2 protein-coding genes are annotated in these 15,715 nt (G+C 70.2%); both read left to right on the plus strand.

Going from position 1 to position 15,715, the window contains the following annotated elements; genetic code table 11:
• On the plus strand, positions 1-1,166 hold a 1,166-nt coding region (locus BMY03_RS20400; RefSeq protein WP_143067573.1), incomplete at its 5' end, for a non-ribosomal peptide synthetase.
• Positions 1,163-15,697 (plus strand): non-ribosomal peptide synthetase, encoded by a 14,535-nt coding sequence (locus BMY03_RS20405; protein WP_094012106.1) that lies wholly within the window; start codon positions 1,163-1,165, stop codon positions 15,695-15,697. The genes BMY03_RS20400 and BMY03_RS20405, both read left to right, overlap by 4 nt.
• The last annotated feature ends 18 nt before the right edge of the window (positions 15,698-15,715 follow it).

Raw genomic sequence — 15,715 nt, forward strand, 5'->3', positions numbered from 1 at the left:
GCTTCGACGCCTCGGTGTGGGAGCTGTTCTGGCCGCTGTGCAGCGGGTTGCGCCTGGTGCTGGCGCGCCCGGATGGCCAGCGCGACCCGCAGTACCTGGTGGAACTGATCGAACGGCAGCAGGTGAACGTGGTGCAGTTCGTGCCGGCCTTGCTGCAGCAGTTCCTCGACGAGAACGCCAGCGCCGCCTGCGGCAGCCTCACCGACATCGTCTGCGGTGGTGGCGAGCTCACCGAAGCCCTGGCCTGCCAGGTACGCGAGCGCTTGCCGCAGGTGCGCCTGCACAACGTCTATGGCCCCACCGAGACCACGGTGGATTGCAGCGTCTGGACCCTGGAAGCGCGGGATCCGCTGCCGTCCGGCGCGCTGCCGATCGGCCGGCCGATCGACAACACCCGCCTTTACGTCCTCGACGCCCACGACCAGCCCGTGCCGTTCGGCGTTGCCGGTCAGTTGCACATCGGCGGAGCCGGAGTGACGCGGGGCTACCTGGGCTTGCCGGAGCAACAGGCCGAGCGTTTCATCGCCAGCCCGTTCGTTGACGGTGAGCGTCTGTACCGCAGTGGCGACCTGGTACGCCAGCGCCACGACGGCGTGCTGGAGTTCCTCGGCCGCACCGACCACCAGATCAAGCTGCGCGGCCTGCGTATCGAGCCGGGCGAGATCGAAGCCTGCCTCACCCGTGTGGCCGGGGTGCGCGAAGCCGTGGTGCTGGTGCACGACGCCCAGCCGGCCGGCCCGCGCCTGGTGGCTTATGTCACCGGCGACGTGCCGCCGGCCGAGGCATTGCGCGAAGCGTTGCTCGGGCAACTGCCGGAATACATGGTGCCCGCACTGTTCATTCCGCTGCCGGCCCTGCCGCTGACCGCCAACGGCAAGCTCGACCGCAAGGCCCTGCCGGCAGCGGACCTGCCGACCCGCGACTACGAGGCGCCGGCCGGCGACACCGAACAGCTGCTGGCGCGGATCTGGAGCGAGCTGCTGGGCGTGGAGCGGGTAGGGCGCCATGACAACTTCTTCGAACTGGGCGGCCATTCGCTGCTGGCGGTGACCCTCACCTCGCGCCTGCGCGAAGCGGGCCTGGAGGCCGATGTGCGCAGCCTGTTCGAACACCCGACGCTGGCAGGCTATGCCGCCATCACAGACAGAATGGAGATCGTCCTGTGAGCATCAACGAACTACTGGCGACACTGACCGCCAACAATGTCCAGCTGGCCCTCAAGGATGGCCAGCTGGTGGTCCAGGGCAATCGCCAGGCCTTGACCGACGCAGCCCTGGTGGCACGCTTGCGCGAGCACAAGCCGGCGCTGGTCGCCCTGCTGGAGCGCGGCGAATACGTGGCGGCGCGCCAGGGTAGCGTCGAAGTGCCGGAAAACCGCATCCCCGCCGATTGCGAGCGCATCACCTGCGCCATGCTCAGCCTGGCCGAACTCGACCAGGACAGCCTCGACCAGCTGGTCGCGGCCATCCCCGGCGGGGCGGCCAACGTGCAGGACATCTACCCGCTGGTGCCGCTGCAACAGGGCATGCTGTTCCACCACGCCAGTGCCGGTGAGCATGATCCCTATGTGATGCAGGCGCGCTTCGTGTTTGCCGACAGCAGCCGGGTCGAGGCCTTCGCCCAGGCGCTGCAAGGAGTGATCGAACGCCACGACATCTTGCGCACCTCGGTGCACTGGAAGACCCTGGAAACGCCGCTGCAGGTGGTCTGGCGCCAGGCCCGGCTGCGTGTCGTGCAACTGGCTCCCGGCGCATTGCCCGACATCGGCTTCGACCTGACCCAGGCCCCGCTGATCCGCCTGCAGTGCCAGGCGCCGGAGCCCGGCGGGCAGGTCCACGCCACCCTGCAGTTCCACCACGTGGCCATGGACCACAGCGCCCTGGAAGTGGTGCGCCACGAGATGCTCGCCTTCCTGCTCGGCGAGAGTGCCCATCTGGGCCGACCGGTGCCGTTTCGCAACCACGTGGCCCAGGCCCTGCTGGGCGTGAGCGAGGCCGAACACGAGGCGTTCTTCCGCGACATGCTCGGTGCTGTCGACGGGCCGACCCTGGCCTATGGCCTGGGCGATGTGCAGGGTGACGGCGCGGCGCTGAACGAGCACGCCCTGGATCTCGACCTGGCGTTGTGCCGCGACCTGCGCAGCCAGGCGCGCAGCCAGGGGGTGAGCGTCGCCAGCCTGTTCCACCTGGCGTGGGCGCGGGTGCTGGGTGGCCTGACCGGGCGCGAGCAGGTGGTGTTCGGCACCGTGCTGATGGGGCGCCTGCAAGGCGCCGAGGCCACCGACCGGGCGCTGGGCATCTTCATCAATACCTTGCCGCTGCGGGTCGACCTGGATGCCGCCGACCTGGCCACGGCGATCAAGGCCACCCACCAGCGTCTGAGCACGCTGATGCGCCACGAGCATGCGCCCCTGGCCCTGGCCCAGCGCTGCAGCGGCGTGGCGGCGCCGACCCCGCTGTTCAACGCCTTGCTCAACTACCGCCACAGCGCGCCCTCAGGCTCCGAGGCGGTGCGCCGGGCAGGCTGGGCAGGTATCGAGATCGTGCATGCCGCCGAGGCCACCAACTACCCGCTGACCTTGAGTGTCGACGACTTCGGCGAAGCCTTCCGCCTGACCTTGCTGGCCAGCCCCGAGGTGCCGGCGCAACGCGTCTGCGCCTATCTGCAGCAGACCCTGCGCAGCCTGCTTGCAGCCTTGAACCAGGCACCCGGGGTTGCAGTCCGCGCGTTGCCGATGCTGCCGGACGAAGAGCGCGAGCACATACTGCAAACCTTCAACCAGACCCCTGGCGCCACGGATGCTCATGGGCCGTTGCACCAGCGTATCGAAGCCGTGGCCCAGGCCCATCCGCAGGCCCTGGCCGCCACCTGCGACGACCAGTCGCTGAGCTACCAGCAGTTGAATCAGCTCGCCAACGCCCTGGCCCATCAACTGATCGGCCTGGGCGTGCGCCCCGACGACCGGGTGGCGGTGTTCGCCCGGCGCGGCCTGGACACCTTGGTCGGCCTGCTCGCGGTGCTCAAGGCCGGCGCCGCCTACGTGCCGGTGGACCCGGCACACCCCGATGAGCGCGTGCGCTACCTGCTGGATGACAGCGCGCCAGTGGCCGTGCTGACCCAGCAGGCGCTGCGCGGTCGCCTGGGCACGCGCGCGACGCCGGTGCTGGCACTCGACCAGCCGGACTGGCCAGCGCGCCACGACGATCCCCAGGTGAGCGGCCTGGGCCCGGCGCACCTGGCCTATGTGATCTATACCTCAGGCTCCACCGGCCAGCCCAAAGGGGTGATGGTCGAACACCGCAACCTGAACAACCTGGTGGACTGGCACTGCCGCGCGTTCGACCTGTGCCAGGGGCGCCACACCTCGAGCCTGGCCGGCTTCGGTTTTGACGCCATGGCCTGGGAAGTCTGGCCGGCGCTGTGCGCGGGGGCGACCCTGCACCTGGCCCCGTCCAGCGAAGGCCATGAAGACCTCGACGCGCTGCTGGCCTGGTGGCGTACCCAGCCGCTGGATGTCAGTTTCCTGCCCACGCCGGTGGCCGAGTATGCCTTCAGCCACCAGCTCGAACACCCGACCCTGCGCACCTTGCTGATCGGCGGCGATCGCCTGCGCCAGTTCAACCGCACCCAGACCTTCGCCGTGGTCAACAACTACGGCCCCACCGAGACCACCGTGGTGGCCAGCTCTGGCGTGGTGGAGGCGGGCGGCACCCTGCACATCGGCGGCGCAGTGGACAACGCCCGCTTGTACGTGCTCGATGCGTACCAGCAGCCCGTGCCCCTGGGGGTGCCCGGCGAGCTCTACATCGGCGGCGCCGGGGTCGCCCGTGGCTACCTGGACCGCGCGCAACTGACCCGCGAACGCTTCCTCGACGACCCGTTCAGCGCGACACCCGGTGCACGCATGTACCGTACCGGCGACCTGGTGCGGTGGCTGGCCGACGGCACCCTCGATTACCTGGGCCGCAACGACGACCAGGTGAAGATTCGCGGCGTGCGCATCGAGCTGGGCGAGATCGAAAGCCGCCTGAACGGCCTGCCGGGCATCGGCGAGGCGGTGGTGATGGCCCGCGAGGACCAGCCCGGCCAACCGCGGCTGGTGGCCTACTTCACCGCCCAGGCGGGCCTGGAGCCGGCCCAGCCTGAGCAACTGCGGGGGCAGTTGCTGGCCCATCTGCCGGAGTACATGGTGCCGGTGGCGTATGTGTCGCTGGACGCACTGCCCCTGACCGCCAACGGCAAGCTCGACCGCCGTGCGCTGCCAGCGCCGGAACGCTCGGCCCTGTTCGAGCGTACCTACGTGGCCCCCGAGGGTGAGCTGGAAGAGGCCCTGGCCCAGGTGTGGGGCGAGCTGCTGCACGTGGAGCGGGTTGGTCGGCATGACCACTTCTTCTCGCTGGGCGGGCATTCGCTGCTGGCCATGCGCATGGTTTCCCAGGTGCGCTTGCGCCTCGGCGTGGAACTGGCCCTGGCCAACCTGTTCGCCAACCCCGAGCTGGCGGCGGTGGCCCAGGTGCTGGCCGGCGCCGGGCGCAGCGAGCTGCCAGCGCTGGTCGCGGTGTCCCGTGAGCAACCCTTGCCGCTGTCGTTTGCCCAGCAGCGCCTGTGGTTCCTCGCTCAGCTGGAAGGCGGCAGCCAGGCCTACAATGTGCCGCTGGCGCTGGGCCTGCGCGGAGCACTGGATGCCGATGCGCTGGAGGCCGCCTTGCTGCGCATCGTCGCGCGCCATGAGAGCCTGCGCAGTCGCTTCGTACCCTGCGGCGACAGTGCCGAGGTGATCATCGCCGCGACCCCACAATCCGGCTGGCTGCAGCGCCGGACACTGGCGCCGCAGGCATTGGCCGGGCACCTGCGCGACGAGGCCGCCGCGCCCTTCGACCTGACAACGGGGCCATTGCTGCGGGCCAGCCTGCTGCGCCTGGGTGAGGCGCACCATGTGCTGCTGCTCACCGTGCACCATATCGTCGCCGATGGCTGGTCCCTCGGCGTGCTGACCCGCGAATTGAGCGCGCTGTATCCGGCGCTGCGCGAGGGCAAGGACGACCCGTTGCCGGCGCTGGCCATCCAGTACGCCGACTACGCCGTGTGGCAGCGGCGCTGGCTGGCCGGTGAGCAACTGCAACGCCAGGCCGACTATTGGCGCCAGGCCCTGGACGGCGCGCCGACCTTGCTGAGCCTGCCCAGCGACCGGCCACGACCGACGCGCCAGGATTTCAGCGGCGCCAGCCTGGCGCTGCAGCTGGATGCGCGCCTGGGGGCCGGCCTGCGGGCCCTGGCGCAGCGGCACCAGGTGACCCTGTACATGGTCCTGCTCGGCGCCTGGGCCGCTACCCTGGCGCGGCTTTGCGGGCAGGCCGAGGTGGTGGTGGGCTGCCCGGTGGCCGGGCGCGGGCGCGCCGAACTGGAGCCGTTGGTCGGCCTGTTCGTCAATACCCTGGCCCTGCGTATCGATACCGCCGGGGCGCCAAGCACCGAGCGCCTGCTGGCGCTGGTCAAGGCGCGCCTGCTCGACGCCCAGGCGCACCAGGACCTGCCTTTCGAACAGGTGGTGGAGATCGTCCGGCCGGCGCGCAGCCTCGGCCATACCCCGTTGTTCCAGACCACCCTCAACTGGCTGGCCACCGAGGGCGCCGCGCCGACCCTGGCGGGGCTGCGGCTGGAAGGCGTGGAACAGGTCGGCCAGGTAGCCAAGTTCGACCTGTCGCTGAGCATGGGCGAGCAGGGCGAGGCACTGGTCGGGAGCCTCGAGTACGCCACAGCGCTGTTCGATGAAAGCACCGTGCGCCGCTTCGCCGGGTATTTCGACAGCATGCTGCGCGCCATGCTGGCCAATGACCAGGCGCCGCTGGCCGAGGTCGAACTGGTGGGCGAGGCCGAGCGCAAGCGCCTGCTGGATACCTTCAATCGCAGTGCCCTGGCGTTCCCGAACGGGCAGACCGTGCATGGCCTGGTTGAGGCCCAGGCGGCCCGTACACCGCAGGCACTGGCCGCCAGCCAAGGCGAAATGTCCCTGTCCTATGGCGAGTTGAACCAGCGCGCCAACGCCCTGGCCCAGTACCTGCTCGGGCAGGGTGTCGGCCCCGACGAGCGGGTGGGGGTGGTGGCCCGCCGGGGCCTCGACACCCTGGTGGCGTTGCTGGCGGTGCTCAAGGCCGGCGGCGCCTATGTGCCGGTGGACCCGGCGCACCCGGACGAGCGGCTGCGCTATCTGCTCGAGGACAGCGCTCCGGTGGTGGTGTTGGCACAGCAGGCATTGTTGTCGCGTCTTGCAGGACTGGGCGTGGCGGCGCAGGCACTGGACAGGCCGCACTGGCCGGAGCGTGCGGAAAACCCCGAGGTCCCCGGCCTGCAGGCTAGCCACCTGGCCTACGTGATCTACACCTCTGGCTCCACCGGCCAGCCCAAGGGCGTGATGGTCGAGCACCGCACCCTGGCCAACCTGGTGCACTGGCACTGCAAGGCCTTCGAACTCGGCGCCGGGGATCATACCGCCAGTGTCGCCGGCTTCGGTTTCGACGCCATGGCCTGGGAAGTATGGCCGGCCCTGTGCGCCGGGGCGGTGCTGCACCTGCCACCGGCGCAGTTGGGCAACGAGCAGCTCGACGGACTGCTGGCCTGGTGGCTGGAGCAACCCCTGAAGGTGGCGTTCCTGCCGACCCCGGTCGCCGAGTACGCCTTCGCCCAGGGGCTGCGCCACCCGACCCTGCGCACCTTGCTGATCGGTGGCGACCGTCTGCGCCAGTTCAACAGCGATCCCGGCTTTGTCGTGGTCAACAACTACGGCCCTACCGAGGCGACCGTGGTCGCCACCTCGGGCCTGGTGCTGCCGGGCGGCGTGCTGGACATCGGCCGGCCGATCGCCAATACCCGCGTGTACCTGCTGGATGATGCGCGGCAGCTGGTGCCGTGCGGTGTGGCCGGCGAACTCTACGTGGGTGGCGCCGGCGTGGCGCGGGGCTACCTGAACCGCGCAGAGCTGAGCGCCGAGCGCTTCCTCGACGATCCGTTCAGCGAGGTGCCCGGGGCACGCATGTACCGCACCGGCGACCTGGCGCGCTGGAATGCCGACGGTACCCTGGACTACCTGGGCCGCAACGACGACCAGGTGAAGGTGCGCGGCCTGCGCATCGAGCTGGGCGAAATCGAGGCGCAGTTGCTCGCCCTGGAGGGTGTCGCCGAAGCGCTGGTGCTGGCCCGCGAGGACCAGCCCGGGCAGCCGCGGCTGGTGGCCTACTACATTGCCGGCGCCGAGGCGCAGCCGGTGGGTACCCTGCGCGCCGCGCTGCAACAGCGCCTGCCCGCCTACATGGTGCCGGCAGCCTGGGTACGGCTGGATGCCTGGCCGTTGACCGCCAATGGCAAGGTCGACCGCAAGGCCCTGCCGTTACCCGAGCGCGAGGCGCACAGCCAGGCCTACGAGGCCCCGGCTGGGGCCTTGGAGGCTGCCTTGGCCGAGCTGTGGTGCGAGTTGCTGCAGTTGGAACGGATAGGCCGTCAGGACCGCTTCTTCGAATTGGGCGGCCATTCGCTGCTGGCCATGCGCATGGTTGGCCAGGTGCGCACGCGGCTGGGCCTGGAGTTGTCGCTGGGCGAGCTGTTCGCCGACGACCGCCTGCTGGCGGTGGCGGCGACCCTGGCCGAGGATCGCCATGACGTACTGCCGGCCATCGAGCCGGCGCCGCGCGGCCAGTCGCTGCCGCTGTCGTTCGCCCAGCAACGGCTATGGTTCCTGGCGCAGATGGATGATGCCAGCGCCGCCTACCATATTCCCCTGGGCCTGGCCTTGCGCGGCCCGCTGGACCGTGCCGCCCTGGAGCGGGCGCTGGAGCGCATCGTCGAACGCCACGAGAGCCTGCGCAGCCACTTCACCCAGGCAGGCGCCGAGGCGCGGGTGCGGGTGGCGCCCGGACGGGGCGGCTTCGCCCTGGCCTGGCATGACATGCGCGGCGCGGCGCAGCAGTTGCCCGAACTGATGCAGGCTGAGGCGTTGCTGCCATTCGACCTGGCGCACCAGCTGCCGGTGCGCGGCCGCCTGCTGTGCCTGGCGGCGGAGCACCATGTGCTGCTGCTGACCTTGCACCACATCGTTGCCGACGGCTGGTCGATGGGGGTGTTCACCCAGGAGCTGGCGGCGTTGTACCAGGCCTTCAGCGAAGGCCGCGATGACCCGTTGCCGGCGCTGGCGATCCAGTACGGCGACTACGCCCTGTGGCAGCGTCGCTGGCTGAGCGGTGACGCCTTGCAGCGCCAGGGCGACTACTGGAGCCAGGCCCTGGCCGGCGCGCCGGTGCTGCTGACCCTGCCCACCGACCGGCCGCGACCGGCCCGTCAGGACTACCTGGGCGACCGCGTCGAAGTGCGCCTGGACCGGCGCCTGAGCGAAGACCTGCGGGCGCTGTGCCTGCGTCATGGGGTCACTCCGTTCATGCTTTTCGCCGGCGCCTGGGCGGTGCTGCTGGCGCGCCTGTCCGGCCAGGCCGAGGTGGTGATCGGCACCCCGGTGGCCAACCGCCGGCAGGCCGAGGTCGAGGGGCTGATCGGCTTGTTCGTCAACTCCCTGGCGCTGCGCATCGATACCACCGGCAGCCCCGATGTCGGCGCGCTGCTGGCCCGGGTCAAGGCCTGCGTGAGCCAGGCCCAGGACCATCAGGACCTGCCGTTCGAACAGGTGGTGGAACGCTTGCACCCGCCGCGGAGCCTGGCCCACACACCGCTGTACCAGGTATCGCTGGCGTGGAACGGCGTGCCGGGCGAGGCCCTGCGCCTGGGTGAGCTGCAACTGGAGGCGCTGGGCGGCGCGCAGACCTTCGCCAAGTTCGACCTGACCCTGAGCCTGGGCGAGACCGCCGATGGCTACGGCGGCGCCCTGGAGTTCGCCACCGCGCTGTTCGACCGGGCGACCATCGAGCGGCACCTGGGTTACCTGGAGCAACTGCTGTGGGCGATGGCGGGCAGCGACCAGGCCGTGCCGGCGAAGGTCGAGCTGCTCGGCGCCGCCGAGCGTCGCCAGGAACTGGTGGCCTGCAACGCCAGCGAGCGGATCGGCGGCCTGCAGCAACCGCTGCATGCGCTGTTCGAGGCGCAGGTGGCGCGTACGCCGCAGGCCGTCGCGGTGCAGGCCGAGGACGGGCAACTGACCTACGCCGAACTGAATGCGGCGGCCAACCGCTTGGCGCACCGCCTGATCGAACAGGGTGTGGTCGCCGACAGCCGGGTCGCCGTGTGCCTGGCGCGGGGGCCAGGGTTGCTGGTCGGGCTGCTGGCGGTGCTCAAGGCCGGTGGCGCCTATGTGCCGCTGGATCCGGGCTACCCGGATGAGCGCCTGGCGTACATGCTCGAAGACAGCGCGCCGCTGGCGTTGCTGGTGGATGCCGCCAGCAACCGGCGCTTCAGCGACAGCCCGGTGGCGCGGCTGGACCTCGACCAGCCGGACTGGACCGAGCAGTCGCCGGACAATCCACAGGTGCCGGGCCTTGGCGCCCGCCACCTGGCCTACGTGATCTACACCTCCGGCTCGACCGGCACGCCGAAAGGGGTGATGGTCGAGCACCGCAGCCTGTGCAACCTGGTGCACTGGAGCTCGCGACTGATCGCCCCGAGCGCCGCAGGCGCGCTGCTGCACAAGACCCCGGTGAGCTTCGATGCGTCGGTTTGGGAGCTGTTCTGGCCGTTGTGTGCCGGCCTGCGCCTGGTGCTGGCGCGCCCGGATGGCCAGCGCGACCCGGACTACCTGGCGGCGCTGATCCAGCGCCAGCGGGTCAGCGTGGTGCAGTTCGTGCCCGCGCTGCTGCAGCAGTTCCTCGCCCTGGAGGCCAGCGCGGCCTGCGACAGCCTCACCGATGTGGTCTGTGGCGGTGGCGAGCTGACTTCGGCGTTGCTGCGCCAACTGCGTGAGCGCCTGCCGCAGGTGCGGTTGCACAACGTCTACGGCCCCACCGAGGCCACCGTCGACTGCAGCGTCTGGACCCTCGAGCCCCGGCAACCCGTGCCCGAAGGGGCGCCACCGATCGGTCGGCCGATCGCCAACACCCGGCTGTATGTGCTCGACAGCCATGGCCTGCCGGTACCGCGGGGCGTGGTGGGCGAGCTGTACATCGGCGGCGTCGGCGTGGCGCGTGGCTATCTGGGCCTGCCGGCGCTGGAGGGCGAACGTTTCGGTGCCAGCCCGTTCGTGGTCGATGAGCGCCTGTATCGCAGCGGCGACCTGGTGCGTCGTCGCGCCGATGGCGAGCTGGAGTTCCTTGGCCGCAACGATTTCCAGGTGAAACTGCATGGTCTGCGTATCGAGCTGGGCGAGATCGAGGCCTGCCTGGCCAGCCATCCGCACGTGCGCGAAGTGGCGGTGCTGCTGCGCGACGAGCGCCTGGTCGCCTGGTTCACGGCCGACGATGGCGCGCCGGGCGTGGCGGCATTGCGCAAGCATGCCCAGGCAGGTTTGCCGGACTATATGGTGCCGTCGGCCTACGTGGCACTGCCGGCCATGCCGTTGACGGCCAATGGCAAGCTCGACCGCCAGCGGCTGCCCGACCCCGGTGCCGACGCGGTGCTCAGCCGTGCCTACGAGGCGCCGCAAGGCGAGGCCGAGCGCCATCTGGCGGCGCTATGGGCCGAGTTGCTCAACGTGCCGAGGGTAGGGCGCCAGGATCATTTCTTCGAGCTCGGTGGCCACTCGCTGCTGGCCGTGACCCTGATCGCCCGCTTGCGCGCCGAGGGCCTGGACGCGGACATCCGCGTGCTGTTCGCCGAACCGACCCTGGCCGCCGTGGCCGCGACCCTGGGCCAGCATGGCGCAAGCCGGGTGCCGGCCAACCGCATCGGCGCCGATTGCCGGCGCATCACGCCGGACTTGCTGCCGTTGGTGGCGCTGGAGCAGTCGCACATCGAGCGGATCGTCGACCAGGTGCCTGGCGGTGCCGCCAATGTACAGGACATCTACCCGCTGGGACCGTTGCAGGCGGGGATCCTCTATCACCACTTGGCCAGCGAGGGTGACGACCCCTACCTGCTGCAGGCGCGTTTCGCGGTGGCTGACCAGGCTCGGTTGGAGGCATTGCGCCAGGCGCTGGACCAGGTGATCGCCCGGCACGACATCCTGCGCTCTTCGTTGTACTGGGAAGGTCTGGCGCAGCCGGTGCAGGTGGTATGGCGCCAGGCGGCGTTGCCCGTGCAGGAACTGGCCGCGGATGAGCCGATCAGCTTGCGCCTGGACCTGACCCGCGCGCCGCTGCTGCGCCTGATACACCGCGAGGACCCGAGCAGCGGGCGGATCACCGCCACCTTGCTGTTCCACCACCTGGTCATGGACCACGTGGCCCAGGACGTGTTGCGCGCCGAATTGCAGGGCTGCCTGCTCGGCGAGCAGCTGCGCTTGCCGCCGCCGGTGCCGTACCGCAACTACATCGCCCAGGTGCTACAGGGTGCCGGCGAGGCCGAGCATGAGGCGTACTTCCGCGAGCAGTTGGGCGATATCGACGAGCCAACCCTGGCCTACGGTCCGCATCCACTGGCCCACGCCGACGCCGTGGCCGAAGCCCAGCACTGGCTCGACGACGGGCTGGCGCGGCGGGCCCGCGAACAGGCGCGGCTGCTGGGTGTCGGCGCGGCCAGCCTGATGCACCTGGCCTGGGGCCTGGTGCTGGGGCAGTTGTCGGGGCGCGACAGCGTGGTGTTCGGCACCGTGCTGCTCGGTCGCCTGCAGGGCGGTGAAGGCATGGAGCGGGCCTTGGGTGTGTTCATCAACACCTTGCCGCTGCGCCTGGACGTGGGCCGCCTGCCGGTGCGCGAGGCGCTGCTGGACACCCATCGCCGGCTGACCGGGCTGTTGGTGCATGAGCATGCGCAACTGGCCCTGGCCCAGCGCTGCAGTGCGTTGCCGCCCGGCGCGCCGCTGTTCAGCGCCTTGCTCAACTACCGCCACAGTGCCGCCGCGCTGGCCCATGACACTGCCAGTGGGCGTGCCTGGCAGGGCATCGAGCTGCTGCATGCGCAGGAACGCAGCAACTACCCGCTGGCCCTGAGCATCGACGACCTCGGGGAGCGCTTCAGCCTGACCGCGCAGTGCGCGGCGGGCCTGGACGCCCGGCGGCTGTGCGGTTACCTCGAGCAGGCTCTCGCACACCTGGTCGAGGCCCTGGCGCATGATCCCGAGCAAGGCCTGGAGCGGCTGGACATCGTACCGGCCGAGGAGCGCCGCCGATTGCTCGGCTACAACGCCACGCAGCGCGACTACCCCAGGTCGGTGCCCGTGCACCGCCTGTTCGAGCAACAGGTGGCGCGCCATCCGTTGGCGCTGGCGGCGCTGCATGATGAGCGCCAGCTGAGTTACGCCGAGCTCAATGAGCAGGCCAACCGCCTGGCGCACTGGCTGATCGGCGAGGGGGTGGCGGCCGGCGCTCATGTGGCGATCCTGCTGCCACGCTCGCTGCCTTTGCTGGTCGCGCAGTTGGCCGTGCTCAAGTGTTCGGCGATCTACGTGCCGCTGGACATCAACGCCCCGGCCGAGCGCCAGGCGTTCATGGTCCAGGACTGCCAGGCGGTGATGCTGCTGACCCTCGGCAGCCTGGCGGCGGATTGCGAGACGCGGCGCATCGACCTGGACTGCCTGGCGCTGGACGAGCAGCCCGCGCACAACCCGGGCCTGGCCCTGGAGGCCGACGCGGTGGCCTACGTGATGTACACCTCCGGTTCCACCGGCACGCCGAAAGGCGTGAGGGTGACTCATCGCGGCATCGCCCGGCTGGTGCTGAACAACGGCTATGCCGACTTCAACGCCACGGACCGTTTCGCCTTCGTCGCCAACCCGGCGTTCGACGCCGCGACCATGGATGTCTGGGGCGGCCTGCTCAACGGCGGCCAGGTGCTGGTGATCGACCACCAGACCCTGGTAGAGCCGGCGCAGTTCGCCGCCGCCCTGCGCCAGGGCGGCGCCAGCGTGATGTTCGTCACCACGGCGCTGTTCAACCAGTATGTGCAGTTGATCCCCGAAGCCCTGGCCGGGCTGCGCATCCTGCTGTGCGGCGGCGAGCGCGGCGAGCCTGCCAGCTTCCGCGCCTTGTTGGCCCGGGCGCCGCAGTTGCGCCTGGTGCACTGCTACGGGCCTACCGAGACCACCACCTTCGCCACCGCCAGCACTGTACGTGCGGTAGTCGACGGCACCGAGCATGTGCCGATCGGCGGCCCGATCGGCAACACCACGGCCTATGTCCTCGATTGCCACGGGCGCTTGCTGCCCGAGGGCGTCACCGGCGAGCTGTACATCGGTGGCGACGGCGTCGCCCTCGGCTACCTGAATCGTCCGCAGTTGACAGCCGAACGCTTTCTCGACGATCCGTTCGGCACCGGGCCCGGCGCCAGGCTGTACCGCACCGGTGACCTGGCCCGTTGGCGCGAGGATGGCCAGCTGGAGTGCCTGGGGCGCAGTGACGACCAGGTGAAGATCCGTGGTTTCCGCATCGAGCTGGGCGAGATCGAGCAGCAGCTGGTCCAGTGCCCGGGCGTGGATGAAGTCGTGGTCATGGCCTTGCGCCTGGAACAAGGCCCGCTGCGTTTGGTGGCCTGGTACACCCGCACCGACGCGGCACTCGACGGTGTGGCGCTGCGCGGCTTCCTGCGCGAACGGCTGCCGGAGTACATGCTGCCGGCGGCATTCGTTGTGCTCGAGGCGTTGCCGTTGACCAACAATGGCAAGGTCGACCGGCGGGCGCTGCCGCTGCCGGGCGCGCAAGACCTTGCCGTGGCGGTGTTCGAGGCGGCGGTTACGCCCGTGGAGCTGGCGTTGGCCGCGCTGTGGGCGCAGGTGCTGGAGGTCGAGCGGGTGGGGCGGCATGACAGCTTCTTCGAACTGGGCGGGCATTCGCTGTCGGCGATCCGCCTGGTGGGCGAGATGCGCCAGGCCGGCCTGCACACGACCCTCGCCCAGCTGTTCCAGCACCCGACCATCGCCGCCCTGGCGCCGCTGCTCGACGAGGTGGCGGCCGAGGACGAGGGGCAAGGCCTGGTCACGGTGCGCGCCGCCGGCAGCCAGCCTGCACTGTTCCTGATCCATGAGTTCAGTGGCCTGGACCTGTATTTCCCGGTCCTGGGGCGGCATATCGAAGGTGATATCCCTGTCTATGGGCTGGCCGGCGTCGCCGTCGGGCAGGCGCAACTGAACACCATGGAGTGCCTGGCGGCGCGCCTGGTGCGGCAGATTCGCGCCGTGCAGCCACACGGGCCGTATCGCCTGGCCGGCTGGTCGTTCGGTGGTGTGCTGGCCTACGAGGTGGCGGCGCAATTGCTGGGCGCGGACGAGCCGGTGGCCTTCGTCGGCCTGATCGACACCTACGTGCCGCGCCTGAGCGACCAGGGCAAGGCGCGCTGGCAAGGGCCGCACCTGGTGCAAGCGCAGTTGCTGCTGCATTGCCGCGTGCACTGGCAGGCGCAGGGCGAGGCGGGGGCTATGCAACTGGCCGAGATCGAGGCGTTGCAGCCGGGCGCATTGCCCTTCGAGGCACTGCTTGCCCTCTGCCGTGAGCGACAGTTGCTGGTGCCGGGCCTGGCCCAGGCCAGCGATGGACAGTTGCGCCACTTCTTCGAACGTCACCTGGCCCATGGCCATGCACTGGCTCACTATCGCCTGGCGCCGTTGCCGGTGCCACTGCACCTGTTCGTCGCCGAACAGCGCAGCGCCGGTATCGTCACCGACAGCCCGAGCCTGGGCTGGGCCGAGGCCTTGCCTGGGCAGGAGCTGAAGTGCCAGAGCGTGCCGGGCGATCACCAGAGCATGGTGCAGGACCCGCAAGCCGCCGTGCTCGGCCAGGCCATCGCCCAGGCGATGCAGGCCGCGTCGGCGCTCGCGCCGGCGGCGCACCAGCCGCTACTGGCAATCCAGAGCGGCGTGCCGGGCCATGTGCCGGTGTTCTGCGTGCCGGGCGCCGGCAACAGCGTGACCAGCTTCATCGGCCTGGCCGAGGCGCTGGGGCCGGACTGGCCGGTGCATGGCCTGCAGGCGCGCGGCCTGGCTGCGGGTGAAGTGCCCCATTGCTCGGTCGAGGTGGCTGCGGCGTGCCATGTCCAGGCCATCGAGGCGCTGTACCCCGAAGGACCGTTGAACCTGGTCGGGCACTCGTTCGGAGGCTGGGTGGCCCATGCCATGGCGATACGCCTGCAGGCCAAGGGGCGCGAGGTGCGCTCCCTGACCCTGATCGACAGCGAGGCGCCGGGCGCGGGGGGCAGTTGCGGCAAGCCGTACACCTATACCCAGGCCCTGCAGCGGCTTATCGAGTCGTTGCAACTGTCCACCGGCAAGACGTTGGGCATCGAGCCTGTAGCCTTCGCCGAAGCCGACGATCAGGAGCAGCTGCGCCAGTTGCACGCGGCGATGGTACGGGTCGGCCTGATGCCGTCGCGCTCTTCGCCGCAGGCACTTGAAGGCGTGGTGCGCACCTTCGCCACGGCGCTGCGCACGGTGTATCGCCCCGAGGGTGGCTTCAATGGCTTGGCGCGGCTGGTACTGGTGGCCGATCCGAGCTTGGACGCCGCCGGCAACCAATGCGAGCAGCAGGCGATGGAAGACGGTTGGCGTGAATGGCTGCCGCAGTTGGAGGTGTGGCAGGGGCCGGGCAACCACTTCAGCATCCTCAAGGTGCCGGATGTGTTCAGCCTGGCGGCGTGGTGGCATGACGGGCAGGCCCTGTATCACAGCAGGGTGAAGCAGTAACACCGTCGTGAGAGCGGG

Source organism: Pseudomonas soli, assembly GCF_900110655.1.
Classification (GTDB): Bacteria; Pseudomonadota; Gammaproteobacteria; order Pseudomonadales; family Pseudomonadaceae; genus Aquipseudomonas; species Aquipseudomonas soli.